The sequence below is a fragment of the Sphingopyxis sp. genome (genome assembly GCF_050916055.1).
Lineage (GTDB): Bacteria > Pseudomonadota > Alphaproteobacteria > Sphingomonadales > Sphingomonadaceae > Sphingopyxis.
In genome coordinates this window covers 2844829-2870681 of sequence record NZ_CP051527.1, presented here as the reverse complement: position 1 = coordinate 2870681, position 25853 = coordinate 2844829, and the positions used below count along the sequence as shown (strand labels likewise).

Sequence of the window (25853 nt, the reverse complement as noted above, 5' to 3'; positions counted from 1 at the left end):
CGCCATGAAAAGTCGCTCCTCCCTGTTTCGCTCGGCGACCTGCGCGGCGATCGGCGCGCTGCTGCTGACCTCGTGCGGCGGCGGTGGCGGCGGCGGCACCCCGGCGCCGACCCCCACGCCGGTCCCGACGCCCACCCCCACCCCGACCGGCGGCCTCTACACGCCGCCCGCCGCGCAGTCGCTCACAGTCGCCGAGGTGCAGCAGGTCGTCGCCAATGCCGTCGCCGAGGCGCGGGCGCGCGGCCTGCCTTCGGTGATCGCGGTAACCGACCGCGTCGGCAATGTGCTTGGCGTGTTCCGCATGACCGGCGCGCGCGCCACCGCGACGACGTCGCCGGCACCGAACGGCGTCAGCATCGACGCGCAGAACGTCACTTTCCCCGCCGAGGGCGGCGCGATCGCCAAGGCGGTGACCGGCGCCTATCTGTCGAGCGGCGGCAACGCCTTTTCGACCCGCACCGCGAGCCAGATCGTCCAGGAACATTTCCCGCCCGCGCCGACGACCGTCGGGCTGGAAAGCGGCCCCTTGTTCGGGGTGCAGTTCAGCCAATTGCCGTGCAGCGACCTGTCGGCGCGTTTCGGCGCCGCGGGCGGGGCGGCGCTGATCGGGCCGAAGCGCTCGCCGCTCGGCCTCGCCGCCGATCCGGGCGGGTTGCCGCTGTACAAGAATGGCGTGCTCGTCGGCGGCATCGGGGTGATGGGCGACGGCGTCTATGGCAGCGACCCCAACATCCTCGATATCGACAGCGACGCCGAAGAGTTCATCGCGCTGGCCGGGACGCGCGGGTTCGAGGCGCCGACGTCGATCACCGCCGACAAGATCGCCGTCGATGGAACCTCGCTGCGCTTTTCCGACGCCACCTATGGGGGATTGAAGACCGCCGGCGGCGCCAGTTTCGCGAGCGTCAACGGCGCCGCGGGCAGCCTCGTCGCGGTGATCGGCTATGCCAATGCCGCAGTGATCGCGGGCACGGCCTATGGCAGCGAGGCGTCGGGCATCCGCGCCGCGACCGCCGCCGAATTTTCGAACCGCGACGCCTTCATCCTGACCAACGGCAGCGGCGCCAATCGCTTCCCGATCCGCGCCGGCACCGACGCGGCGACGAACGGAGCACCGCTGTCGGCGGCCGAAACGCGCGCGGTGCTCGAAGAGGCGTTCGCAGTGATGAGCCGCGCGCGCGCGCAGATCCGCCGCCCGCTCGACAGCCGCGCGCAGGTGACGATCAGCCTCGTCGACACCCATGGCGCGGTGCTCGGCATCGTCCGTTCGCCCGACGCACCGATCTTCGGCACCGACGTCAGTCTGCAGAAGGCGCGTACCGCCGCCTTCTTCTCGGGTGCACAGGCGGGGGCGGAGCTGTCCGCCAATGCCAGCGCCGATGTCCGCCAGTTCGTCACCGCGACGCGCAGCTTCCTGAACGATCCCGCCGCGCTCACCGGCACGATCGCCTTCGCCGACCGCTCGGGCGGCAATCTGTCGCGGCCCTATTTCCCCGACGGCGAGGTCGGGCGCCCGCACGGGCCGCTCTCGCGCCCGATCGCGCAGTTCAATCCGTTTTCGACCGGGCTGCAATCGGCGCTGATCATCGGCAATCTTGGCGCGCATTTGGGCTTCGTTTCGGGCGCCAGCCCGACCGACACGCCGCAACGCTGCACGACGCTGCCCGATGTCGCAGCGGGGCAGAACCGGCTGCAGAACGGCATCCAGATCTTTCCGGGCTCGGTCCCCATCTATCGCGGCAACCGGCTCGTCGGGGCGATCGGCGTGTCGGGCGACGGCATCGATCAGGACGACATGATCAGCTTTCTGGGCGCGCACAACGGCGGCGCCCGCGTCGGCGGTATCGGCAATGCGCCGAGCGCGATCCGTGCCGACCGCGTCGTCGTGACGCTCGCCGACAACCGGACCGTGCGGTTGCGCTATATCAGCTGCCCCTTCGCGCCGTTCCTCGATACGGCGCAGCAAAATGTCTGCGACGGGCTATAGCCGATGATGACGGGGGGCAGCCTTTGGCCGATTATCGCGAGTCTCGCGGCGCAGGGGGTTCCCGGCGACGCCGCCGATCCCGCACCGCCGCCCGCCGCCGAACAGCCGGCGCTTGAAGAACTGACCCCGCCGCCGCCGCCGATCGACTGGCAGCAGATGATGGACGATGACCTCGTCACCCAGATCATCGACGGCCGCCGCCGCCCCGGCTATCGCCCCGACCTGCCCGATGCGCTGACCCAGGACAATGAAGGCGCGCTACGTCCGCCGCCGCCCGAGGCGTTTCCCGGCCTCGAGGACCAGTTGCCGGTGCCCGACCGCTGGCGGCTGATCGAAAGCCTGGGGGTGGTCAAGGAACGCTGGTTCGATCCTTATCAACAGAACACCTACAAGGGCGACCGCGCGATCGACCGCAGCAAGGTGCCTTGGCTGCCGATCAAGGGCGACGACTGGTTCTTCGTCGCCAATGCAGTGTCCGACACCGTGTTCGAACCGCGGACGTTTCCGATCCCGGTGGGCGTGCAGACGACCGAGCGGCCGGGCAGCCTCGATGTGTTCGGCAAGGACCGCAGTTTCGTCGTCGCGCAGACCTTCATCGTTGGCGCGGCGCTGATCAAGGGGTCGACCGCGTTCAAGCCGCCCGACATCGAATATCGCGTCACGCTGGCGTATCAGGCCAATTATGTCGACGTACCCGAACGGCGCGTGCTCGACGTGCGTCCGTCGAAGGCGAGCCACCGGTACGACAGCTTCCTCGGCGTGCAGGAATTGTTCGTCGACAAGCATCTCGGCAACACGTCCGACCGCTATGATTTCTATTCGATCCGCCTAGGCATCCAGCCGTTCCAGAGCGATTTTCGCGGTTTCCTGTTCAACGACAGCCAGCTCGGCATCCGCCTCTTCGGCAACCGCGACAACAACCGCTTCCAATATAATCTCGCGGCCTTCTGGCGGCTCGAAAAGGACACCAATTCGGGTTTGAACGACATCACCCAGACCCCGCGCGACGATTTCATCCTGACCGCCAACCTCTATCGCCAGGATTTCCCGGTCGTCGGGCTGACCAGCCAGGTCAGCGTGACGTACAATATGAACCGCGAAAAGAATGACGTGCAGATCGACCACAACGGCTTTCCGGTGCGCCCGGCGCTGCTCGGCGATCTGCGCGGGCGCGAATATGATGTCGTCTACCTCGGCTACAGCGCCGACGGCCGGATCGGGCGGATCAACCTGACCGCCAGCTTCTATGCCGCACTCGGCGAAGACCGGAACAGCTTCTTCACCAGCCAGCCCGCCGAAATCCGCGCCGGTTTCGGCGCCATCGAGCTCAGCTACGATTATGACTGGATGCGCTTCCGGCTGTCGGGGCTCTACGCCACCGGCGACGGCGATCCGTATAACAGGACCGAAGGCGGTTTCGACGCGATCTTCGAAAACCCGATCTTCGGCGGCGCCGACACCAGCTACTGGATCCGCCAGACGATCCCGTTCGCCGGCGGCGGGCGCGCGATTGCGATCAACGGCCGCAACGGCATATTGAACTCGCTGCGCTCGTCGAAGGAAGAGGGGCAGTCGAACTTCAACAATCCCGGCACCGTCTTCGTCGGCGCCGGCGCCGATTTCGACCTGTCGCCGCAGACGCGGATCAGCGTCAACGCCAACCATCTGTGGTTCGAGAACACATCGTCGCTGCAGGCGCTGCGCGTCGAGGGCTCGATCCCGAAGGACATCGGCTGGGACCTGTCGATCGCCGGCATCTGGCGGCCGAAGGCGACGCAGAACATCGTCGGGCGGCTCAGCGCCGCGGTGCTGCTGCCGGGCAAGGGGTTCAAGGATTTGTTCGACAACAAGCAGAACAACGACGCCTATCTCTCGATCCTCGCCAATGTGATTTTGAGTTTCTGATCGTGACGCGCCAGATCTTCGCCCTTTTCGCCTTCCTGCTGATGAGCGTCAGCCTTGGCGTCGGGGTCACCCGCGCCGCCGAAGAGGAAAAGCCGCTCAAGATCGAATATCGCTTCACGCCCCCTGCCCCGCGCGAGCAGAGCGAGGCCGACGTGGCGGCGAAATCGACCGGTTGCTACAGCTGCCACACCCAGACCGACCAGCCGTCGATGCACGCGACCCCGGCGGTGCGGCTCGGCTGCACCGATTGCCACGGCGGCGACGCGGCCACCCCCGCCGCCTTCGGCAAACCCGAACTCGGTTACCGGAATGCCTATAATATCGCCGCGATGAAGCTGGCGCATCCGCAGCCGACGCTGCCTGGCGCCTGGCACTACAGCTCGGCCAATCCCGAGCGCAGCTATACCTTGCTCAACAAGGAATCGCCCGAGTTCATCCGTTTCGTCAATCCCAGCGATTACCGCGTCGCGCGCGAGGCGTGCGGCGCCTGCCACCTCGAGGTGATCGAGGCGACAGAACGCTCGCTGATGTCGACCTCGGCGATGCTGTGGGGCGGCGCGGCGTATAACAATGGCATCGTGCCGTATAAAAATTACGTGTTCGGCGAGGCCTATACCCGCACCGGCGAGGCCGCCTGCATCCTGTCGCCGTCGTCGCGGCTGACCGCCGAGGAATATAAGGAGGCGTGCAAGCCCGGTTTCGCGTCGGACAAGATATTGACCGACGACGAAACGAAACGCGGCGCGCTCGCGCGCATGTATCCGCTGCCGCGCTGGAGCGTCATCCCGCCCGGCGACGTGTTCCGCGTCTTCGAGCGCGGCGGCCGCAACATCATCACGCAATTCCCCGAAATCGGCCTGCCCAACCCGAGCGGCAGCATCCAGCGGCTCGAAGAGCCCGGCCGCCCCGACCTCAAGCAATCGAACCGCGGCCCCGGCACCGGGCTGCGCGTCGCGATCCCGGTGCTCAATATCCACAAGACGCGCCTCAACGATCCGCTGATGTGGTTCATGGGCACCAACGACCAGCCGGGCGACTATCGCCATTCGGGCTGCTCGGGCTGCCACGTCGTCTATGCCAACGACCGCGAACCGCGCCACAGCCTGACCTATGCCAAGTTCGGCCGCGACGGCGAGACCGATACCGTCGACCCGACGATCCGCGAGAAATTATGGACCGGCGGCGACCATGACGGCGGCAAGCAACCCGCCGGCGGCGGTCATTCCGAAGCGTCGCACATGGCCCCTGACGACGGTTTTGTCGGCGGAACCGGACATGGCGGGTTGATCGATCCCGCCGCCGCGACCGCCGGGGCGCCACAACGCGAACCGCGCCCGCGCCGGGAATCGGGGCACCCGATCAGCCACGCCTTCACCCGCGCAATCCCGACGTCGCAATGCATGACCTGCCACATGCACCAGCCGAACATCTTCCTGAACTCGTACCTCGGCTACACGATGTGGGATTATGAATCCGACGCGCCGCAGATGTGGCCCGGGCCGGACAACACGGCGCCGCGCCCGCCGGGGATGAGCGACGAGGACTATCAGAAGAAATACAAGCAGCAGCGCTATCCGACCGCCGCCGAGGCGCATGCGGTGCTCGAACGCAATCCCGAGGCCGCGGCGACGCGCGGGCTGTGGGCCGATGTCGAGTTCCTGCGCGACGTCTATGACGTCAACGACAGCAACAAGGACACGCAGTTCGCCGACTATCATGGTCACGGCTGGAATTTCCGCGGCATCTTCAAACGCGATCGCAATGGCAATCTGCTGAACGCCGACGGCAATATGGCAACCTACGGCACCGACACCGCGAACATCGTCGATCCCGCGGATCCCGAAAAATGGCGCAAAAGCTGTAGCCATTACACCGATCCCAAGCAGCGCGACCTGTGCCTGACCAGCGCCGATCCCGGCAAGCCGGGGGTCGAGGGCAAGTTCGTGCCGCCCGGCATCAACCCCGGCAAGGCCGTCCACATGATGGACATCCACGCCGAAAAGGGCATGCAATGCGCCGACTGTCACTTCGCACAGGACAGCCATGGCAATGGCTATATCCAGGGCGAAGTCGCCAATGCGGTCGAGATCGGGTGCAAGGATTGCCATGGCACCGCCGACGCCTTGCCCAACCTCCTGACCTCGAACGTCGCGGCGCGCCCGCAGGGGACCAATCTGGCGCTGCTGCGCAACCCCGACGGGCGGCGGCGTTTCGAATTCCAGTATAATGACGACGCCGAGGTGATCGGGCTGATCCAGCGCTCGATCGTCGACCCGAAGCTCGAATGGCAGGTCAGCCTGGTCAAGCAGGCCGTAACCCCCGGTCCGCAATTCAACGCCAGGGCGGCGCGCGCCAAGCTGATGGCGCGATCGGGCAGCGACGACGGCAAGTATGAATGGGGGCCGGGGATTGCCAAGGAAGATCGCGCCCACGGCGACGACAAGATGACCTGCTTCACCTGTCACCTGTCGTGGACGACGAGTTGCGGCGGCTGCCATTTGCCGATCGAGGCGAACTGGAAAACCAAGATGCACCATTTCGAGGGTGAGGAGACGCGCAACTTCGCGACCTACAACCCGCAGGTCGCGCGCGACGAGATGTTCCAGCTCGGCCGCCACCAGCTGACCAAGCCCGGCGAGCCCGGTCCGAACGGCGAAGCACGCGGCATCATCACCCCGGTGCGCTCGACCTCGGCGCTGATCCTGTCGTCGACCAACATCAACCGTGAGCGCATCTATGTGCAGCAGCCGCCGATTTCGTCGGCGGGCTATTCGAGCCAGGCCTTTGCCCCGCATTTCCCGCACACGGTGCGCCGTTCCGAAACCAAGCAGTGCAGCGACTGCCATGTGTCGGCAAGCGACGACAACAATGCGATCATGTCGCAGCTGATGTTGCTCGGCACCAACTTCGTCAATTTCGTCGGGCTCAACGTCTGGTCGGGGATGGAAGATGGCTTCCAGGCGACGCGCGTCACCGAATGGGACGAGCCGCAGGCGGTGATCGGCAGCTACCTCCACCGCTATTCCTATCCCGATTACTGGAAGCTGCACGTCGACCAGAACGGGCGCGAGCTGAAAAACTGGGTCCGCGGCAAGACCTTTGACGCCAAGGGCTCGGGCGAAACGCAGGCGCTCGAAGAGTTCGAAAACATCGTTCAGGACACCAGCGGCCGGGTGAATTGCCTGCAACAGCGCGGCGAATATATGTTCGTCGCCGAAGGGCGCGGTGGTTTCCGCGTCTATGACGTCGCCTCGATCGGCAACAAGGGGTTTTCCGAACGCATCGTCCGCGCCCCCTTCTCACCGCTCGGCCACGACACCCATGTGAAGACGAAGAACGCGACCTGCATGGCGATCGCGACGACCCAGCCGATCAGCGTGTCGCGCAACGAGATGATCGTGAAGGATTTTCCCGAAAACCACGAGCAGGTGATGCACGACATCTATCGCTACGCCGTCATCACCGACAGCGTCGAAGGCCTGGTGCTGGTCGACATCGACACGCTGGCCGACGGCGAGTTCCGCAACAACCGGCTGCAGCGCGCGCTGACCTGGAACGAGGGCAATGTGCTGGCGGGGGCGCGGCATGTGACGCTGGCGGGCAGCATCGCCTATATCACCACCGATGCCGGGCTGGTCGTGCTCGACCTGACCACGCCGCTGGCGCCCAAGGTCGCGGCGCAGTTGCCGCTCACCGACGCGCGCGCCAGCGCGGTCCAGTTCCGGTACCTGTGGGTCACCGATGCCGAGGGGGTGAAGCTGTTCGACGTCACCAATCTGGCGCAGCCGGTTGCGGTGCCCGAGGGGACGGTCCGCCTGACCAATGCGCGGAAAATCTATCTCGCGCGGACCTATATGTATGTCGCGGCGAAACAGGATGGGCTGGTGATCGTCGACGTCACGCGCCCGACCGCGCCGGTGGTCTGGCCGGGGCTGACCTTCGGCGGCGCGATGCAAGACGCCGAGGATGTGATCGTCGCGTCGACAAACGCCTCGCTGTTCGGCTACGTCGCCGACGGGCGTGGCGGCATCAAGGTGATCCAGCTGACCAGCCCCGACAATCCCGGCCTTTATGGCTTCTCGCCCAAACCGACCCCCGAACTGATCGCCTGGGCCAAGACGCCCTCGCCGGCGCTGGCGCTGTCGAAGGGGCTAGACCGCGACCGCGCGGTCGACGAGACCGGCGGTCAGATGGCGGTATTCGGCCGCCTCGGCTCGCGGCCGTTCACCCGGCCCGAGATGGAGAAGCTGTTCCTGAACAGCCGCGGGCTGGTGTACCGAGTCCGCGACGAGGTCGATCAGACGGCGTGGCGGCCGCCGCTGCTTTACGCGAATTGAGGATTAAGGCGGGTAGTGACCATAAGCCGACATTTGGGGCGGCTGAACGTCACCCGGTGCGCTTCGCCTTCGGCGCCGGGGTCTTCGGCTTGAACCGGCACAGGTCGGCGACCGGGCAGCGCCAGCATTCGGGGGTCCGCGCCTTGCAGATGTAGCGGCCGTGGAGGATCAGCCAGTGGTGCGCGCCGACGCGGAACGGCTGCGGGGTTTTCTGTTCCAGCTGTTTTTCGACCGCGAGCACGGTCTTGCCCGGCGCCAGCCCGGTGCGGTTGCCGACGCGAAAGATGTGGGTGTCGACGGCGAAGGTTTCGGCCCCGAAGGCGCAATTCATCACGACATTGGCGGTCTTGCGGCCGACCCCCGGCAATTCGACGAGCGTGTCGCGGTCGGCGGGGACCGCGCCGCCATGGTCGCGGACGAGGATGTCGGACAGCGCGATGACATTCTTCGCCTTGCCGTTGAACAACCCGATCGTCTTGATATGCTCTTTCAGCCCCGCCTCGCCGAGATCGAGCATTTGCTGCGGGGTCTTCACCTCCTCGAACAGCGTCCGCGTCGCCTTGTTCACCCCGACATCGGTCGCTTGCGCCGAGAGCACGACCGCGACGAGCAGCTGGTAAGTGTTGCCGAACTGGAGTTCGGTCTCCGGACTGGGGTTGAGTTCGGCGAGGCGCCGGTAGAACTCGAAAATATCCGCCTTTTTCACCGTTCGGGCAGCCCCAGCACCTGCGGCATCGTATAACGCCCCGGCCCCTGGCCGACCAGCCACAGCGCCGCCTTTACCGCGCCGCGCGCGAAGATCATGCGGTTTTCGGCGCGGTGCGACAGGGTGATCATTTCCTCATCGCCCGCGAAAATCACGTCATGGTCGCCCGCGACGGTGCCGCCGCGCAACGATGCAAAGCCGATCTTGCCAGGACCGCGCGCGCCGGTCAGCCCGTCGCGGCCGCGTTCCGACCCAGCTTTAAGGTCGATGCCACGCCCGTCGGCGGCGGCCTGCCCGAGCAGCAGTGCGGTGCCGCTGGGGGCGTCGACCTTCATCCGGTGGTGCATTTCGACCACCTCGATATCCCAGTCGGCGTCGAGCCGCGCCGCGGCTTCCCTGACCAGATGCGCGAGCAGGGTGACGCCGAGCGAAGTGTTGCCGGTCTGGAGCACCGCGATGTCGGCGGCGGCATTGTCGATCAGATAATGGTGGCGTTCCTCCAGCCCGGTGGTGCCGACGACGATCGGCGTCTTGGCGGCGATGCAGGCGTCAAGCGTCGCCTCGAGCGCGGCGGGCGACGAAAAATCTACGAGCACATCGGCGTCCCTCGCAAGGGCCGTAATGTCGCCGCCCTGATCGATGCCGCGCATCTGCTGCCCCGCGCCGGCAATCGCCGCGGCGAGCGCGATGCCCATGCGGCCCTGGCTGCCGATGATGCCGATGCTGGTCATATGCCCGATCCCCTGAAGTGCGGCCTTCCTTTAGCCGTTGGTGTCGAGCGAAGTCGAGACACGTCGACGCGGTGTCAAACGCCTCTCGACTTCGCTCGCGGCGAACGGATAGGATTGGACATGGAAAAAATTCGCAACATCGTCATCCTGACCGGCGCCGGCGTATCGGCGGAGAGCGGCATCGATACCTTTCGCGACGGCGGCGGATTGTGGGAACAGCACCGCGTCGAGGATGTCGCGACCCCTGAAGCCTTTGCCCGCGACCCCGACCTGGTCCACCGTTTCTATGACGCGCGGCGCGCCGCAATCCAGACCAAGGTGCCGAACGCGGCGCACGCAGCGCTGGCACGGCTCGACGCCGCTTGGCCCGGCGACCTGCTGATCGTCACCCAGAATGTCGACGATTTGCACGAGCGCGCGGGGGCGAAGCGGTTGATCCATATGCATGGCGAGCATCTGAACGCCTGGTGCGCGGCGTGCGACGCGCGATTGCCGTGGACCGGGCCGTTGTTCGACCGGCCGGCCTGCGCGGCCTGCGGCGTGGTCGGCACGCTGCGCCCCGACATCGTGTGGTTCGGCGAGATGCCGTACCGGATGGACGAGATTTATGCGGCGCTGAACCGCGCCGACCTGTTCGTGTCGATCGGCACCTCGGGCGCGGTGTATCCGGCGGCGGGATTCGTCCGCGAGGCGCGGCAATCGGGCGCCCGGACGCTGGAGCTGAACATGGAGCCGAGCCAGGGAAGCCATTGGTTCAATGAGGCGCGACACGGGCCGGCGAGCGCGCTGGTGCCCAAATGGGTCGACGAAGTGCTGGGCGGGGTCGGTTTTCCCTGACCCACAACAGCGGGCGGTCGCTGTGCCGCCTAAAGCCGCTCGGCCTGCACCACGGTATCCGATGCGCGCAGCGCCGACAAGATGCGCATCAGATGGTGGACGTCACGCACTTCGACGACGACGTCATAGGTGTGAAAGCCGCCTTCGCGGTTCGACAGCCGCAAATTGGTGATGTTCGCCATATTGGCGGCCAGGATGCCCGACATTTCGGCCAGCGTGCCGGGCTCGTTCCGGATGACGATGCACAGCCGCGCGTTGCCGCCTTCGCTGTCTTCCTGCCACCGGAGGTCGATCCAGTCGGCATCGACCCCGTCGGCGAGGCTGGGGCAGTCGATGACGTGCACCTCGATCCCCTCGCCTTCGCGCGCAAGGCCGACGATGCGGTCGCCGGGGACCGGGTGGCAGCAATCGGCGAGCTTGTAGGCGACCCCCGGGGTCAGCCCCTCGATTGACACCGCCGCGCCCTGGCGCAGCTTGCCGGGCTTCGACTTCAGGTCCGCCGTGATGCCGGGAACGAGCGCCTCGAGCACCGCATTGTCCGACAGCTGGCGCCGGCCGATGGCGACGTAAAAGGCGGTATCGTCGTCCATCCGCAACCGCGCCCGCGCCGCCGCGCGCGCCTTGTCGCCGACGCGGTTGGGCAGGCGATCGACGATCTCGTCGTACATCTTGCGGCCGAGCGCGGCGAGCTCGACCTTTTCCTTCGTCCGCACATGGCGGCGGATCGCTGCGCGCGCCTTGCCGGTGACAGCAAAGCCCAGCCACGCCGGCTGCGGGGTCTGCTTGTCCGACGACAGGATTTCGACGGTGTCGCCGTTGGCGAGCTGGGTGCGCAGCGGTACCAGCCGCCCGTTCACCTTGGCGCCGACGGTGCGGTCGCCGAGCCCGGTGTGGACGGCATAGGCGAAGTCGACCGGGGTTGCGCCCTTGGGCAGCTGGTGCAGGCTGCCCTTGGGGGTGAAGGCGAAGATGCGATCCTGATACATCGCGATGCGGGTGTTTTCGAGCAATTCGTCGGGATCGTGCGTCTGTTCGAGGATCTCGATGAGATCGCGGATCCAGCCCGCCTGGCCGTCGGGGGCGCTGCCGCCCTGTTTGTAGGCCCAGTGCGCGGCAAAGCCGAATTCGGACTGCTGGTGCATCGACAGGCTGCGGATCTGGATTTCGATGCGCATGTTCTGCTGGTGCATGATCGTCGTGTGCAGCGATTTGTAACCGTTGCGCTTGGGGGTCGAGATATAATCCTTGAACCGGCCGGGGACCATTTTCCACTTGCGGTGAATCATCCCCAGCGCGGCATAACAATCGGCGTCGGTCGGGGTGACGATGCGAAACGCGATGATGTCGGTGACCTGTTCGAAGCTGACATGGCGCTCCTGCATCTTGCGCCAGATCGAATAAGGGTGCTTCTCGCGCCCCGAAATATCGGCCTCGATGCCACCCTTGGCGAGCAGATCCTTGAACTCTCGCGTAATCGCCGCGACCTTGTCCTTGCCGCCCGCGGTCAGTTTGGCGAGGCGGCCGGTGATCGTCGCATAGGCTTCGGGCTCGAGTTCGCTGAACGCCAGCAGCTGCATCTCGCGCATATATTCATACATGCCGATCCGCTCGGCGAGCGGGGCATAGATATCCATCGTCTCCTTGGCGATGCGGCGGCGCTTTTCGGGGTTCTGGATAAAATGCAGCGTGCGCATATTGTGCAGCCGGTCGGCGAGCTTGACGAGCAGCACGCGAATGTCGTCGGACATGGCGAGCAGGAATTTGCGCAGATTTTCGGCGGCGCGCTCGTTCTCGGTCTGCGCCTCGATCTTGCTGAGCTTGGTCACGCCATCGACGAGCCGCCCGACGTCGGCGCCGAACAGGCGCTCGATTTCTTCGGGGGTGGTCAGCGTGTCCTCGAGCGTGTCGTGGAGCAGCGCGGTGACGATCGTCTCGCTGTCGAGGTGGAGGTCGGTCAGAATCCCCGCGACCTCGACCGGGTGGCTGAAATAGGGGTCGCCCGACGCACGCTTCTGGCTGCCATGTTTCTGGACCGTGAAGACATAGGCGCGGTTGAGCAGCGCCTCGTCGACGTCGGGGTCATAAGCGCGCACGCGCTCGACAAGTTCATACTGTCTCAGCATCCTGTGCCAATGTCGTGCATGCGCGGGCAAATGCAATGCGAAACTTAGCTGCGCGAGGCGCCCCCGCCGCCGCAACATTGGTAAACGGCATTGGAAGCATCGTGCGCGCGCGATACGGCGGACGATGATGGGGACCGAAGCGCTCGATTCGACTGCGACACCGCGCGTGTCGATGGTCATGCCCGTGCACAATGGCGCGCGCTGGCTGGCCGACGCCATCGATTCGGTGCTGGCGCAGGACTATCGCGATTTCGAGCTGATCCTGGTCGACGACGCCTCGCGCGACGCCTCGCCCGCCATCATGGCCGCCGCGGCGGCGCGCGATCGACGTGTCCGGCTGGTCAGCCTGGCGGACAATGTCGGCCTGCCCGCCGCGCTCAACCACGGCTTTGCGCAGGCGCGCGGCGAGTTCCACAGTTGGACCTCCGACGATAATCTGCTGCGCCCGGCGATGCTAACGCGGCTGGTCGCAACGCTCGACGCGCACCCCGACGCCGGCGTCGTCCACGCCGACTTCACGCTGATCGACGAGGCTGGAACCGACCTCGGCCGGTCGCGCGTCGGGCCGGTCGAGCGGCTGCTCCACGGCAACAATATCGGCGCCTGCTTCCTCTATCGCCGCGCGGTGACCGAGGCGCTCGGCGGGTACGATACCGCGCTGTTCGGGGTCGAGGATTACGACTTCTGGCTGCGCGCTGCGTCGCGTTTCGTCTTCGTCGCGCTCCACGAGGATCTGTACATCTATCGCAAGCATGGCGGCAGCCTGACGAGCCAGCGCGCCGAACGCATCCAGGCGCTGACCGCCGAAATCGTCGAACGGGCGCTGCCCGCCGCCCTGTCGGCGCGCAGCCGCAGCGAGATATTACTCGGACTCGCGCTGAACAGCCGGCTGCGCTGGCGCTTCGATCTGGTCCGCCGCGCCTTCCGGTCGGACCCGGGCCATGTCGCGATGCGCCTGCCGCAACTGGCGCGCTGGTCGCTGGTGGTGGCGCGAAACCGCTTCGCAACCTGACGTCGCCAGCCCGCTGACGGCGGTTTCAGGCCGCTGCAGCGTCGCCGACGGCACCGGTTGCAAAATGCAACGCAGGCCATATATTTTTTTGGCGCGGGGGCGGATTTTACGTTAGGGCATGGCCTATGGGAAAATTACGCGAACCGCTGAACGATCTGAACGGGGGCAATTGCGCCCTCCCGCTCGCCCTCGAGGCGATGGGCGAACGCTGGTCGTTCATGATCCTGCGCGCCGCCTTCAACGGGGTCCATCATTTCGAGGAGTTTCAGCAGGAGCTCAACATCGCGCGCAATATCCTGTCGAACCGGCTGTCGCGGCTGGTCGATCATGGCATCATGGCGCGCGAAGTGATGGCCGAGGATCGCCGCAAGGTGCGCTACCAGCTCACCGACAAAGGCGTCGCCCTGTTGCCGGCGATGATCGCGCTGCGCCAATGGGGCGAAAAATGGGGCGCCGGCGTGCCCTCGACCCCGGTGCTCGTCGACGTCCGCGACGAACAGCCGATCGGCCCGGTGACGATCACCGCGCACGACGGCCGGCCGCTCGGTTACAAGGAACTGGTGTGGAAGCATCGCTCCGAACTCCAGCCGCTCGGTCAGGCGCGGGTGCGCGCCGAAGATCGGATGGCCTCGGTCGCCGCGGAATGACGAAGCGCCACCGCGGCCCGGCCGGGCCCGCCGCACCCCGGCGCTGATCATCGGACTTCAGAACGCCTCCATGCCGCTGTTCGGACTTTCTTCACCCGGCCCCTTTTTCAGTAACAAGGTGCGGGCCTTCTGGAATCTCCAGATTCTGGGCTGGCTGGCGTGGCTCGGGCTGCGCGGCGTCTCGGGGCTTGCCGGCGGGCAGTCCTTCACCTTTCTGGTCCCGGTGCTGGTGTCGGCACTCACCGGCTTTTCGCTGACCCTGATACTCTCGGCCTGCTACCGCGCCTTGATCAGCCGCCGGCCGATCCTGATGTGGAGTGCCAGCTTCGGGTTGATGGTGCTCGCGACCGCGCTGTGGGCGTTCATCGACGCCTGGGTGGTGCAGATCATGAACCCGAACAGCGAAACGGGGTTCACCGGGCTGCTCCTCGCGCTCGTCTATGTCGATGCAACGTCGCTGGCCGCCTGGTCGGCGCTCTATTTCGCGATCAACTATTTCCTCCAGCTCGAGGAACAGACCGACCGCGTACTGCGGCTCGAAACGCAGGCCGCTTCGGCACAGCTCGCGATGCTGCGTTACCAGCTCAACCCGCATTTCCTGTTCAACACCCTCAACAGCATTTCGACGCTGGTGCTGCTGAAACAGTCCGAACCTGCCAACGCCATGCTGTCGCGGCTGTCGGCGTTCCTGCGTTACACGCTCGCCAACGAGCCGACCGCGCAGGTGACGCTGGCGCAGGAGATCGAGACGCTGAAGCTCTATCTGGATATCGAGAAGATGCGCTTCGAGGAACGGCTGCGCCCGCATTTCGCGATCGATCCGGCGGTTGCGCGGGCGCGTCTGCCGTCGCTGCTGCTCCAGCCGCTCATCGAAAATGCGATCAAATATGCCGTGACGCCGCAGGAAGACGGCGCCGATATCACCATTTCTGCGCAACTGGCCGGTCAAAATGTCCGGATCACCGTGTCGGACACGGGTGCGGGATTGCCAGCCGACCCCGCCGACGCCACGTCGAGCCATGCAACGGAATCGACGGGCGTGGGTTTAGCCAATATCCGCGACCGGCTGGCGCAGGCATTTGGTGACCAGCATCGGTTCGAGGTGCAGTCGGGTGCCGATGGCGGCTTCACGGTTATTGTCGAGTTTCCGTTTCAACCCGATGGACAAGCAAGGATTGGAACCGAAGGCCCATGACGATCAGAACCATCCTGGTGGATGACGAAAAATTGGCGACGCAAGGCCTGCAATTGCGGCTCGAACCGCATGGCGACGTCGAGATTGTCGACACCGCCCAGAACGGGCGCGAAGCGATCCGCAAGATCAAGACCCACAAACCCGACCTCGTCTTCCTCGACATCCAGATGCCGGGCTTCGACGGATTTTCGGTGATTCAAGGATTGATGGAGGTCGAGCCGCCGCTCGTCGTTTTCGTCACCGCCTATTCGGACCATGCGATCCGCGCCTTCGAGGCGCAGGCGGTCGATTATCTGGTCAAGCCGGTCGAGCCCGAGCGGCTGGCCGATGCGCTCGACCGCGTCCGCCAGCGGCTTACCGAAAAGCGCGGCGCGGCCGAGGTCGAGCGTCTGAAAACCGTGCTCGCCGAGGTCGCTCCCGAGGCGGTGGGCGACTATGACGCCGAAATCCAGCCCGACGCGCACGCCGCCGACCGTTATGAAAAGATGATCAACATCAAGGATCGCGGCCAGATCTTCCGCGTCGATGTCGACAGCATCGAGCGCATCGACGCCGCGGGCGACTATATGTGCATCTATACCGCCGACAACAGCCTGATCCTGCGCGAGACGATGAAGGATCTGGAAAAGCGGCTCGACCCGCGCAATTTCCAGCGCGTCCACCGCTCGACGATCGTCAATTTAAGCCAGGTCAAGCAGGTCAAGCCGCACACCAACGGCGAATGTTTCCTGGTACTCGGATCGGGCGCGCAGGTGAAGGTCAGCCGCAGCTACAGGGATGTGGTGGCGCGGTTCGTGCACTAAATTTCGCACAAAGCCACAAAGCCACAAAGATTTCTCAACCCGTTCGCCGTGAGCATGTCGAAGGGCCGTTCTTTCTTTGCGAAGTCGAAGATAAGAACGGTGCTTCGACAAGCGCAGCACAAATGGGAACGGGAATCTTTGTGGCTTCGTGGCTTCGTGCGATCAAAAAATGGCGTTGCTCGCGGTTACAGCTGATGCCCCGTCCTGTCCCGCTTCGTTGCGAGATATTGCTCGTTATATTTGTTCGTCGGCAGCGCGAGCGGCAGGCGCTCGACGACCTCGACTCCCTCCCTTTCCAGCCGCGCGACCTTTTCGGGATTGTTCGTCATCAGCCGGATGCGCGGCACGTTCAGCAGCGCCAGCATCCGCGCCGCGATCGCGAAATCGCGCGCCTCGACCGGAAACCCCAGCCGCAAATTGGCATCGACGGTGTCGTACCCCTGATCCTGCAGCGCATAGGCGCGCAGTTTGTTGACCAGCCCGATACCGCGCCCCTCCTGCCTGAGATAGAGCAACACCCCCCAAGGCGCGTCGGCCATCGCGGCGAGCGCCGCATGCAGCTGCGGTCCGCAGTCGCATTTGAGGCTGCCGAGCACATCGCCGGTCAGGCATTCGCTGTGCAGCCGCACGACGGGCGGGCTTGCGTCGCGTTTGCCGATGACGAGCGCGACATGGTCCGACGCTTCCTCGGGAGTCCGGAACGCGACGATTTCAGCGGTTTCGCTGACCGCCACGGGCAGCCGCGCCCGCGCCGCAATGACGAGGCGCGCGGGGTCGAGCAGCGCCGCGACATCTTCGGTGCTGCATTCGGTCTCGATTTCGCCCGCCGCTGCGCGGACGAAGAAGGCGGGCAGCAGCCCTGCGTGCCGCGCCATCGTCATCGCACTCATCGCCGCCACGTCGTCGCCGGTCGCCATGGTGCGAAATGGCCCCTTGAGCGGATGGGCGAGGTCGAGCGACGGGTCGGCGATCGCCAGCGCTGCGGTCATCGTGCCGGCGGCGTCCGCCAGCCGCACCGGGCCGGGGGCCGCGGCGACGCGCTGGTTGGTGAGCTTCAGCGTGACCGCGCGCTCGCCCGAGATGAGCAGGTCGCGGCTGGCGAAATCGGCCAGCGCTGCATCGGCGGCGCTTTCGACCGCGAGCAGATCGAGCGCGCCCGCGCTGCCCACGATGCGAAACGGCCAGCCGCGGCGCAGCGCGTCGATGGCGCGCGCGGCCCGGCGAGCGCCGACGCCTGTCAAAAGGCGAACTCGGTGATCAGCGGAATATGGTCCGACGGGCGTTCCCAGCTGCGCGCCGGCTGGACGATGCGGTGCGCGATCGCCTGATCCTTCAATCCCGGGGTCACCCACATATGGTCGAGGCGGCGGCCGCGGTTGGAGGCTTCCCAGTCCTTGGCGCGATAGCTCCACCAAGTGAACAGCGGGGTCGGCGGCGCGATGAAGTGGCGGCCGAGATCGACCCAGTCCGATGCCGCCTGCAACCGCGCGAGGGTTTCGACCTCGACCGGCGTGTGGCTGACCACATCGAGCAGCGCCCGGTGGTTCCAGACGTCGCTTTCGAGCGGCGCGACGTTGAAGTCGCCGGTCAGCACCGTCGGCTGGTCGAGCAGCCCCGACCATTCGGTCATCCGCCCGAAGAAATCGAGCTTCTGGCCGAATTTGGGGTTGAGGGCGCGGTCGGCGATGTCGCCGCCGGCGGGGATATAGACATTATCGAGCCGTACGCCCGACGGGAGGGTGACGCCGACGTGGCGCGCTTCGCCGTTCGCCTGCCAGTCATATTTGCGGACATCGGCCAGCGGCACCTTGCTGACGATCGCGACGCCGTGGTGCATGCGCTGGCCGTGGGTGACGATGTGGCGGTACCCCAGGTCCTCGAACATGCCCTTCGGAAACAGCCCGCATTCGACCTTGGTCTCCTGAAGGCAGAGGACATCGGGCGCTTCTTCGCGCAGGAATTTCTCGACGATGCCGATGCGCGCGCGGACGCTGTTGATGTTCCACGATGCGATGCTGGTACGGGTCATGCCGGAGGCTCTATCGGCGCGCGCGGTGCTTAGCAACGTGGTTGCGGCACCGGCGTGGCGCCGAATCATAAACCCCCGTCCCAGGGGCGGTGGAACGGGGGTTCAAGGTCAGCGTTCGTCACGCTCTTGAATGAAGACACCTGGCGACCCGAGAGGGGCAACAGGGGGAAACCCAAATCCGGGAGCCGTGTTTGGCGCCTTCGAGAGTTGAAATAGCCCCGCTTCCCTGTCGCCAAGCTGAACGAAATACGGCGGTTTTGCGGCGTCTTTGCAGTTCGTCGATGCTGGATGTCGGTTGGGCGGAAAAACGGCGCCGAATCCGCATTCTGATTCGGCGCCGGTTGAATTTCGCGATCGCGGCGGCGGCGATCAGCCGCTGCGGCCGCGCTGTTTCGGACGCGGGTCGGTCCAGCGGAACGCCGAATCGGCGACCGCGACGTTGAATTTCTGGTTCGACAGGTCGATCCGCGTGCGGTTGTTCTGCGAATCGAGCGCGACCCAGCCGCGCAGCCGCAGGCCGCCGGGTGCCGCTGCCTCGCGGACGAACACCATGGTGATGGTGCCATATTCGGGGCGCTTGGGATCCTTGACCTCGACGCTCAACACCGACGGGCTGCCGGTCGGGACGATCTTGGCGTAGCGCGACAGGTCGCGGTCGGGATCGAGCAGCGCGCCGAGCGGCGAATTCTTCACCGGCCAGCTTTGCACCTGCTTCACTTCATAGTCGATCACGGTCAGCCGGCTGCCGTCGCCGACGATCAGCATCGGGACGTCCTTCTGATACTGGAAGCGGATCTTGCCCGGGCGTTTCAGGGTCAGCTTGCCGCTGAGCCGCTGGTTGTTGCGGTCGGTCTGGACGAAATCGGCGGTCATCGAACCGGTCGAGCGCAGATGCGCCTGCACCGCCGCGAGCGTATTCGACGTCTGCGCGATCGCCGGCACGCCGAGTGCAAGGCCCGCCGCGGCGAGCGGGGCGAGCGTCCACGCGGCGGCGCGGGTCAGGGTGGGGCGGACAATCTTCAAGGTCATGAAACTCTCATTCTGCGATAGGTCGGGCCGGTATGGCGGCGGGCTATTGAACCCGCCGTGAACCCGGCCGTTAGACGCTGTTCAAGTCATCGGTGGGCAAATAGTTCCCATCTGGCGCTTCAACGCTGTTGGCCATATTGGTCGGTCAGCACGTCGCGGCGGCCGACGTGATTGGGCGGGCTGACCAGCCCTTCCTCCTCCATCCGCTCGATCAGGCGGGCGGCGCTGTTATAGCCGATGCGCAATTGCCGTTGCAGCCAACTGGTCGAAGCTTTCTGGCTTTCGACGACGATCTGGCACGCTTTCGCATACATGCGATCTTCGGCGCTGTCGCCGCCCGCAGGGGCGCCTTCCATCGCGAAACCGCCGTCCTCAGGGTCTTCGGTGACGCTTTCGACATAGTCGGGGCGGCCCTGGCCGCGCCAATGGTCGGCGACCGCGCGCACCTCGTCGTCGGACACGAAGGGGCCGTGGATACGGGTGATCTGCTTGCCGCCGGGGACATAGAGCATGTCCCCCTTGCCGAGCAATTGCTCGGCGCCCGCTTCGCCCAGGATCGTGCGGCTGTCGATTTTCGACGTCACGTTGAAGCTGATCCGCGTCGGCAGGTTCGCCTTGATCACACCGGTGATGACGTCGACCGAGGGGCGCTGCGTCGCGAGGATCAGGTGGATGCCCGCCGCGCGCGCCTTTTGCGCGAGCCGCTGGATCAGGAATTCAACCTCCTTGCCCGCGGTCATCATCAGGTCGGCGAGCTCGTCGACGACGACGACGATCTGCGGCAGCGGCGCATAGTCGAGCGCCTCTTCCTCATAGACCGGCTGCCCAGTGTCGGGATCGTAACCGGTCTGAACGCGCCGCCCGAGCGACTTGCCCTTGGCGAGCGCGCCGCGCACCTTGTCGTTGTAGGATGCCAGGTTGCGCACCGACAGCGACGACATCATCCGGTAGCGGTCCTCCATCTGCTCGACCGCCCATTTCAGCGCCCGGATCGCCTTCTTGGGTTCCGTGACGACGGGCGCGAGCAGGTGCGGAATGTCGTCATAAACGCTGAGTTCCAGCATCTTGGGGTCGATCATGATCATCTTCACCTGATCGGGACCGAGGCGATAGAGCAACGACAGGATCATCGCGTTGAGCCCGACCGACTTGCCCGACCCGGTGGTCCCCGCGATCAGCAGATGCGGCATCGGCGCCAGGTCGGCGATCATCGGGTCGCCGCTGATATTCTTCCCCAGAATGATCGGCAGTGCGCCGGTCTGATCCTGGAACAGCGCGCTGCCGATGATTTCGTGCAGCACCACCGCCTCGCGCTGCGCATTGGGCAGTTCGATGCCGATCACGGTGCGGCCGGGGATCGGCGCGATGCGCGCCGACAGCGCCGACATATTGCGCGCGATATCGTCGGCGAGGTTCGACACGCGGCTCGCCTTCGTCCCCGGCGCCGGTTCAAGTTCGTACATGGTGACGACGGGGCCGGGGCGCACCGCGGTGATCACGCCCTTGACCTGGAAATCCTCGAGCACCGATTCGAGCAGGCGCGCGTTGCGTTCCAGCCCCGCCTTGTCGATCTGCCCGGTCGGCCCCGGCGGCGGCGGCGCGAGCAGGTCGATCGAGGGCAGGCGATAGTTGGTGAACAGCTCGGTCTGCGGCTTCGGCCGCGGCTTCGACGGCATCGAACGCTCCGCGGGATCGGCGATTTCGGGCGGTGCCCGGTCGCTCGGCTCGGCCTTCGGGCGCGGCCGGATCACCCGGTCCATCAGATTGGGGCCGCGCTCGGCCGGATCGGCACCGATCGCCGGGGCGGGCGTGCCGACCCGGCCGCCTTCGGCAGCGGGCAGGCGGAACCGTTGCGCCCAGCCCTTTTCGAGCCGCAGCGCACGCCACGCCAGCCACAGTCCGACGCCGACGAGCAGCAAAATCGCCGCGATGCGGACGAGCGCAGCCGCGGGTTCGCCGACCTGATCGAACAAGGGCGCTATCGCGCTGCCGACGAGCAGCGCGATGATGCCGCCCCACCCGGCGGGTAGCGGCGCGGTGGTCGCGGGCGACCAGAGTTCGGCGCCGAGCCCGACGAGCAGAATACCGGCAAAAGCATAAGCGAGTTGGCGCGCCCAATAGGGCTGCGGCGCCCCCAGCCACAGCCGCCACGCCATGATTCCGAGCAGCGGCGGCAGCAAGGCGACGCCGACGCCGCCGATCGACAGGCCCAGGTCCGCGAACCACGCGCCCGCGCCGCCCATCCAGTTGGCCGCGGTGCCGTCGGCCGCGGTGTTGAGCGCGGCATCGGTGCTGTCATAGGTGACGAGCGCCAGCGTCAGGAACAGGGTGAAAGCACCAAGCGCCACCGCCGCGGCGATCACCAGCGATCGCGCGACGCTTTGCCGGAAAACGGTGCGCCAGTCGGCCTTTAAAGGTGCGGCCTTGCGGCTTGCCATGCTCGTTGCGGTCCTGAATCGATTAACCACGGCGATATGCGCATGGGGTGGACTCGGCGTCAAGCGCGGCCCCGAATGCGGCGGTGGGTTTCAGAAAGGGTTTCGCGCGAAGACGCAAAGACGCGAAGAAGATCGTTCGGGCCGACAGGCTCCTCACCCTTCCGACGGTGCGGCGCATGCGGCGTTGGATGGATCGCCGCTTCGCGGCTGGCGCGGTCTCTTCGCGCCTTTGCGCCTTCGCGCGAAACAAACAAGATCCGTCGCTGCAGCCCGTGCCACGCCGCTTTTCAAGCGCATCAATGCGGTCTAGGGCAAAAACCCATGACGAACATCCAGCGCAGCGACGTGATCATCTCGGGCGGCGGCCTGGTCGGCCAGACGCTGGCGCTCGCGCTCGCGCACCACGGCCTGTCCAGCGTGATCGTCGATCCCGCCCATCCGCTCGCGACGATCGCGCCGGGTTTCGACGGCCGCGCCTCGGCGATCGCCAGCGCGACCTGGCAGATGTTCGAGGTGCTGGGCATTGCCGAGCGCCTGACCGGGCACGGCTGCCCGATCCGCGCGATCAAGGTCAGCGACGGCGGACCCCAGCAGCAGGGACGCGGCGGCGCGCTCGATTTCGAAACCGCGCCGGACACGCCGCCGCTCGGCACGATGGTCGAGAACCGCCAGCTGCGGCTCGTGCTACGCGACGCGCTCGCCGCCGCGCCGCTCGCGCGGCTGATGATGCCGGCACACGTCACCCACCGCGACATCCGGCCGCACGGTGTCACGCTGACCCTCGCCGACGGAACGCGCCTCGCCGCACCGCTGCTGATCGTTGCCGAGGGTCGCCGCTCGCCGACGCGCGAGGCCGCGGGTTTCAGCATCGCGCAATGGTCCTATCACCATCACGCGCTGATCGGTGCGGTCGCCCACAGCCGCCCGCATGGCCATGTCGCGCACGAAATTTTCTTTCCGGCCGGCCCGTTCGCGCTGCTGCCGCTGGTCGACGACGAACAGGGCCGCCATCGCTCGGCCTTCGTGTGGACGGTATCGGAACAGGACGGTCCGGGCTTTGCCAAGCTCGGGAATCGCGGTTTTGCCGCCGAACTCGAAAAGCGCGCCGGCGGCCTGCTCGGCACGATGGCGCTGGTCGCGCCGCGGATGACCTATCCGCTGGGTTTCCATCACAGCGCGACGATCGTGTCCGACCGGCTGGTGCTGGTCGGCGATGCCGCGCACGGCATCCATCCGATCGCCGGCCAGGGGCTCAACCTCGGCCTTCGCGACGTCGCCGCACTCACCGAGGTGCTGGTCGAGGGGACGCGGCTCGGGCTCGACCTCGGCGACGCGGCGTTGCTCGCGCGTTATCAGCGCTGGCGCGGGCTCGACAGCCTGATGGTCAGCCTCGCCACCGATGGGCTGACCCGCCTGTTCGGGATTCCCGGCCGCACCGCATCGGCAGTGCGCCGCGCCGGGCTCGGCGCCGTCCAGCGACTGCCGATGCTCAAGCGCTTCTTCATGGACGAAGCGCGCGGCGAGGCGGGCGACCTGCCGCGGCTGCTGGCAGGCGCGGAAATCTAGTCTAGGTATTTCTACCTAGGCCTGTGGCAGCTCGCGGCTAACCACGGCCGCCTATCCCCGTCTTGCGATCATCGGGTCGCATCAGGATGGGGACATGACCATGTCGGACAAGAGCGACGCGCTGGAACGCGCGGTCACCGAATTGATCGAGGCGCGCACCGCGCTCGACACCGCGCCGTCGCCGCGCGCCAGCACGCGGGCCGACCGCGCCTTCGCCCGCCTCGCCGCCCTGCTCGCGCCGCGGATCCGCTATTTCACCCGCGCCTATGGCCTTGCCGACGTGGCCGAGGACGCTGCGCAGGCCGCGGCCATCGGGGTCCACCGCGCCGCCGAGCGCTACGACCCGCGCCGTGCGCGCTTCACCACCTATGTCAATTGGCAGATCCGCGCCGAATTGCAGGCGCTGCGCCTGCGCCGTCACGGCGACCAGCGCTCTGCCGGGCGACGTGCGGTGGGCGCCCCCCTGTCGCTCGACGCGCTGATCGAAGCCGGCGCCGACGCGTGGCTCGCCGATCCTGCCGCAGAGACCGCCGCCGAAGCGTCCGCGGCCGACTGGCTGGCGACGCGCGCCGCCGACCGGCTCACCGACGACTGGGCGGCGCGGCGCCAGCGTGCGCTGTTGCGCGGGGCGCCCGCGGCCACGGCGCCGGGGCGCCTGCTCGAACGGGTCGCGGCCGAGCGAACGCTGATCCGCCATCAGCTGAAAACGACCGACGCCGGCACGCGGCTGTCGGAAAGCGATCGCCATATCGTTCGCCGCGCGCTCGCCGACATGGCGTGCCGCTTCGGCGGAGCAAAGTTGAATTAGGGCTTCAGGACGGCGGTCGGTGACCGCCTCACCGCAGTCATTGCAGCGTCGCGCGCCCGTCGTCGCCGTCGAAACGGCCGAAGAATTGCATCATCTGGACGACCAGTTCGGCGCGCGTATCGATCGGCGTCGCCTCGAGCAGCGCCTGCTTGGCGGCAGCGTCGAACGGCGCGACCTGCGCGATGCCGTTGACCAGCGTCGCGTCATCGAGCTGACCGACCGAATCCCAGTCGACGACATAGCCCTGGCGCGCCGCGAAGCGCTTGGCTTCGCGCTCGAGGCTGGCGCGTTCGATGCTCGACAGCACCGCATCGTCTTCGATTTCGGCCTCGATCTCGGCCTCGACCTGGCGGAACGGGGTGGTGACGTCGAGCTCGCGACGGACGCGAAAGCGCGCGACGCCTTCGAGCACGAGGTTGAACCGCCCCTCGTCGAGCGCCTCGACATCGACGATGCGTCCGACGCAGCCGATATCGTAAAGCGCCGGCGGTTCGCGATCCTCTTCGCCGGGCAACTGGCGCGGCTGGATCATCCCGATCTGGCGGTCGCGCGCCAGAACTTCCTGCACCATCGCCGAATAGCGCGGCTCAAAGATATGCAGCGGCAGGTGCAGGCCGGGGAACAGCACCGCGCCGGGCAGCGGAAAGATCGCGATCCGCTGGATGGTCAGGGGCGCCTCGGCGTTCATCAGCCGAACAGGATCAGCGACAGGCGGCGGCGCTGCGCCGCCACCCAGGGGTCTTCCAGCCCGACCGCTTCGAACAGCGCCAGCAATTTGGCCCGCGCGGCGCCTTCCTGCCATTCGCGGTCGGCCTCGACGATGCGGAGCAGATTGTCGGCGGCGGCATCGCGCTGCCCGGCACCGATCTCCGCGCCGGCCAGGTCGAAGCGCGCCTGATGGTCGTCGGGGTTCGCGGCCACCGCCGCCTCGAACGCCGCGAGTTCGGCGGCGTCGGGGGCGTCGGCGGCGAGCGCGAGCGCGCTTTTCGCCTGCGCGATCGCGGGATCGTCGGCGATGTCGGCCGGCACCATGTCGAGCACGCCCTGCGCGCTGGTCAGGTCACCGGCGCGCACAAAGGCGCGGACCAGTCCGCCGTGCGCCGCGGCATTGTCGGGCGCCATCTCGATGATCTGGCCAAAGATGCCGGCGGCGCGGTCGCCGTCGCCTTCGGCGAGCACCGCTTCGCCCATCTCGATCAGCGGCGCGATCTCGACCGCCCGCGCCGTCGCTTCGCTTTCGATCGGCAATTGGGCGAGCAGTTGGTCGAGCATCGTCTTGAGCTGGCCTTCGGTGCGCGCGTTGGTCAAGTTCGCGACCGGCTGGCCCTGAAAAATGGCGTAGACGGTGGGGATCGACTGGACCTGAAACTGGCTGGCGATGAAACGATTGGCATCGACGTCGACCTTCGCCAGCACCACGCCCTTGTCGGCGTAATCGGCGGCGACCTTTTCGAGCACGGGGCCGAGCTGTTTGCACGGTCCACACCACTCAGCCCAGAAATCGAGAATAACGAGCCGGGTCATCGACGGTTCGACGACATCGCGGCGGAACGCCTCGACCGCCTCCTTATCTTGCGGATTCAGACCGAGGGTGGCCACTGTATCGATGCTCCTGTCGTTCGTTTGCGCGCGGTCCCGGCGCCCGCCGGTAAACCGCTGTCCCGCTTATGTGGGAATTGTGCTGCCAATGCCAACCCTTC

At 66.5% G+C, this 25853-nt stretch carries 19 protein-coding genes; 10 read left to right on the top strand and 9 right to left on the bottom strand.

The window, feature by feature from the left end; all coding sequences use genetic code 11:
* Nucleotides 1–4 precede the first annotated feature (4 nt).
* The 3 genes from HEQ22_RS13985 to HEQ22_RS13975 are packed head-to-tail and all read left to right on the top strand — an operon-like array spanning nucleotide 5 to nucleotide 8229.
* A complete protein-coding gene (locus tag HEQ22_RS13985; protein WP_432768454.1) occupies nucleotides 5–1987 on the top strand; it encodes a heme-binding protein in 1983 nt (660 codons plus the stop codon).
* A 3-nt stretch (nucleotides 1988–1990) separates the two neighbouring features.
* Nucleotides 1991–3892 carry a hypothetical protein gene (locus HEQ22_RS13980; RefSeq protein WP_432768453.1) on the top strand — a complete coding sequence of 634 codons (1902 nt, stop codon included), beginning with the start codon at nucleotides 1991–1993 and terminating at the stop codon, nucleotides 3890–3892.
* 41 nt (nucleotides 3893–3933) lie between these two features.
* A complete protein-coding gene (locus HEQ22_RS13975) occupies nucleotides 3934–8229 on the top strand; it encodes a hypothetical protein (protein WP_432770887.1) in 4296 nt (1431 codons plus the stop codon).
* 49 nt (nucleotides 8230–8278) lie between these two features.
* On the opposite strand, the gene nth is transcribed toward HEQ22_RS13975, so the two are convergent.
* Nucleotides 8279–8935: an endonuclease III gene (nth, locus tag HEQ22_RS13970; protein ID WP_432768452.1), complete on the bottom strand. Its 657-nt coding sequence runs from the start codon at nucleotides 8933–8935 to the stop codon at nucleotides 8279–8281.
* Nucleotides 8932–9666, bottom strand: coding sequence for a 4-hydroxy-tetrahydrodipicolinate reductase (dapB, locus tag HEQ22_RS13965; RefSeq protein WP_432768451.1), 735 nt, complete (start codon nucleotides 9664–9666; stop codon nucleotides 8932–8934). The genes nth and dapB overlap by 4 nt, the downstream gene beginning before the upstream one ends.
* Nucleotides 9667–9786: 120 nt before the next feature.
* On the opposite strand from dapB, the gene HEQ22_RS13960 reads away from it, so the two are divergent.
* Entirely contained in the window at nucleotides 9787–10503 is a 717-nt protein-coding gene (locus HEQ22_RS13960) for an NAD-dependent deacylase (RefSeq protein ID WP_432768450.1), read from the top strand.
* Between the two features lie 29 nt (nucleotides 10504–10532).
* On the opposite strand, the gene HEQ22_RS13955 is transcribed toward HEQ22_RS13960, so the two are convergent.
* Nucleotides 10533–12626: a RelA/SpoT family protein gene (locus HEQ22_RS13955; RefSeq protein ID WP_432768449.1), complete on the bottom strand. Its 2094-nt coding sequence runs from the start codon at nucleotides 12624–12626 to the stop codon at nucleotides 10533–10535.
* A 124-nt stretch (nucleotides 12627–12750) separates the two neighbouring features.
* Here HEQ22_RS13955 and HEQ22_RS13950 point away from each other — a divergent pair, with 124 nt between their 5' ends.
* The 4 genes from HEQ22_RS13950 (at nucleotide 12751) to HEQ22_RS13935 (ending at nucleotide 16283) form a co-directional block, all read left to right on the top strand.
* A complete protein-coding gene (locus HEQ22_RS13950; protein WP_432768448.1) occupies nucleotides 12751–13638 on the top strand; it encodes a glycosyltransferase in 888 nt (295 codons plus the stop codon).
* Nucleotides 13639–13763: 125 nt separating this feature from the next.
* On the top strand, nucleotides 13764–14285 hold the full coding sequence (locus tag HEQ22_RS13945) for a winged helix-turn-helix transcriptional regulator (protein ID WP_432768447.1): 522 nt from the start codon (nucleotides 13764–13766) through the stop codon (nucleotides 14283–14285).
* A 70-nt stretch (nucleotides 14286–14355) separates the two neighbouring features.
* Entirely contained in the window at nucleotides 14356–15480 is a 1125-nt protein-coding gene (locus HEQ22_RS13940; RefSeq protein ID WP_432768446.1) for a sensor histidine kinase, read from the top strand.
* On the top strand, nucleotides 15477–16283 hold the full coding sequence (locus HEQ22_RS13935) for a LytR/AlgR family response regulator transcription factor (RefSeq protein WP_432768445.1): 807 nt from the start codon (nucleotides 15477–15479) through the stop codon (nucleotides 16281–16283). Before HEQ22_RS13940 ends, HEQ22_RS13935 begins: the two co-directional genes overlap by 4 nt.
* Nucleotides 16284–16468: 185 nt before the next feature.
* Here HEQ22_RS13935 and ribA read toward each other — a convergent pair whose 3' ends face one another.
* The 4 genes from ribA to HEQ22_RS13915 form a co-directional block, all read right to left on the bottom strand.
* Nucleotides 16469–17524 (bottom strand): GTP cyclohydrolase II, encoded by a 1056-nt coding sequence (gene ribA, locus HEQ22_RS13930; RefSeq protein WP_432768444.1) that lies wholly within the window; start codon nucleotides 17522–17524, stop codon nucleotides 16469–16471.
* Nucleotides 17521–18312, bottom strand: a complete 792-nt coding sequence (locus HEQ22_RS13925) for an exodeoxyribonuclease III (protein ID WP_432768443.1) — start codon at nucleotides 18310–18312, stop codon at nucleotides 17521–17523. Before HEQ22_RS13925 ends, ribA begins: the two co-directional genes overlap by 4 nt.
* 369 nt (nucleotides 18313–18681) lie before the next feature.
* Complete coding sequence (locus HEQ22_RS13920) at nucleotides 18682–19341, bottom strand: LolA family protein (RefSeq protein WP_432768442.1); 660 nt, start codon at nucleotides 19339–19341, stop codon at nucleotides 18682–18684.
* 119 nt (nucleotides 19342–19460) lie between these two features.
* Nucleotides 19461–21779 carry a DNA translocase FtsK gene (locus HEQ22_RS13915; protein WP_432768441.1) on the bottom strand — a complete coding sequence of 773 codons (2319 nt, stop codon included), beginning with the start codon at nucleotides 21777–21779 and terminating at the stop codon, nucleotides 19461–19463.
* 321 nt (nucleotides 21780–22100) lie between these two features.
* Between HEQ22_RS13915 and HEQ22_RS13910 the strand changes: the two genes are divergently transcribed.
* Nucleotides 22101–23345: an FAD-dependent monooxygenase gene (locus HEQ22_RS13910; RefSeq protein WP_432768440.1), complete on the top strand. Its 1245-nt coding sequence runs from the start codon at nucleotides 22101–22103 to the stop codon at nucleotides 23343–23345.
* Nucleotides 23346–23439: 94 nt separating this feature from the next.
* Nucleotides 23440–24153, top strand: coding sequence for a sigma factor (locus HEQ22_RS13905; RefSeq protein WP_432768439.1), 714 nt, complete (start codon nucleotides 23440–23442; stop codon nucleotides 24151–24153).
* A 37-nt stretch (nucleotides 24154–24190) separates the two neighbouring features.
* Here the strand turns inward: HEQ22_RS13905 and HEQ22_RS13900 are convergent, their stop codons facing one another.
* Together HEQ22_RS13900 and HEQ22_RS13895 are read right to left on the bottom strand one after the other, a co-directional pair.
* Nucleotides 24191–24841, bottom strand: coding sequence for an LON peptidase substrate-binding domain-containing protein (locus tag HEQ22_RS13900; RefSeq protein WP_432768438.1), 651 nt, complete (start codon nucleotides 24839–24841; stop codon nucleotides 24191–24193).
* Nucleotides 24841–25752, bottom strand: a complete 912-nt coding sequence (locus HEQ22_RS13895) for a tetratricopeptide repeat protein (RefSeq protein ID WP_432768437.1) — start codon at nucleotides 25750–25752, stop codon at nucleotides 24841–24843. Before HEQ22_RS13895 ends, HEQ22_RS13900 begins: the two co-directional genes overlap by 1 nt.
* Nucleotides 25753–25853 lie beyond the last annotated feature (101 nt).

Coding starts and splice junctions, on each gene's coding strand:
- HEQ22_RS13955 (WP_432768449.1), bottom strand. CDS start 12,626: ATGCTGAGACAGTATGAACTTGTCGAGCGCGTGCGCGCTTATGACCCC.
- dapB (WP_432768451.1), bottom strand. CDS start 9,666: ATGACCAGCATCGGCATCATCGGCAGCCAGGGCCGCATGGGCATCGCG.
- HEQ22_RS13905 (WP_432768439.1), top strand. CDS start 23,440: ATGACCATGTCGGACAAGAGCGACGCGCTGGAACGCGCGGTCACCGAA.
- HEQ22_RS13950 (WP_432768448.1), top strand. CDS start 12,751: ATGATGGGGACCGAAGCGCTCGATTCGACTGCGACACCGCGCGTGTCG.
- HEQ22_RS13910 (WP_432768440.1), top strand. CDS start 22,101: ATGACGAACATCCAGCGCAGCGACGTGATCATCTCGGGCGGCGGCCTG.
- HEQ22_RS13900 (WP_432768438.1), bottom strand. CDS start 24,841: ATGAACGCCGAGGCGCCCCTGACCATCCAGCGGATCGCGATCTTTCCG.
- HEQ22_RS13925 (WP_432768443.1), bottom strand. CDS start 18,312: ATGACCCGTACCAGCATCGCATCGTGGAACATCAACAGCGTCCGCGCG.
- HEQ22_RS13940 (WP_432768446.1), top strand. CDS start 14,356: ATGCCGCTGTTCGGACTTTCTTCACCCGGCCCCTTTTTCAGTAACAAG.
- HEQ22_RS13935 (WP_432768445.1), top strand. CDS start 15,477: ATGACGATCAGAACCATCCTGGTGGATGACGAAAAATTGGCGACGCAA.
- HEQ22_RS13960 (WP_432768450.1), top strand. CDS start 9,787: ATGGAAAAAATTCGCAACATCGTCATCCTGACCGGCGCCGGCGTATCG.
- HEQ22_RS13945 (WP_432768447.1), top strand. CDS start 13,764: ATGGGAAAATTACGCGAACCGCTGAACGATCTGAACGGGGGCAATTGC.
- HEQ22_RS13920 (WP_432768442.1), bottom strand. CDS start 19,341: ATGACCTTGAAGATTGTCCGCCCCACCCTGACCCGCGCCGCCGCGTGG.
- HEQ22_RS13915 (WP_432768441.1), bottom strand. CDS start 21,779: ATGGCAAGCCGCAAGGCCGCACCTTTAAAGGCCGACTGGCGCACCGTT.
- HEQ22_RS13980 (WP_432768453.1), top strand. CDS start 1,991: ATGATGACGGGGGGCAGCCTTTGGCCGATTATCGCGAGTCTCGCGGCG.
- HEQ22_RS13975 (WP_432770887.1), top strand. CDS start 3,934: ATGAGCGTCAGCCTTGGCGTCGGGGTCACCCGCGCCGCCGAAGAGGAA.
- HEQ22_RS13985 (WP_432768454.1), top strand. CDS start 5: ATGAAAAGTCGCTCCTCCCTGTTTCGCTCGGCGACCTGCGCGGCGATC.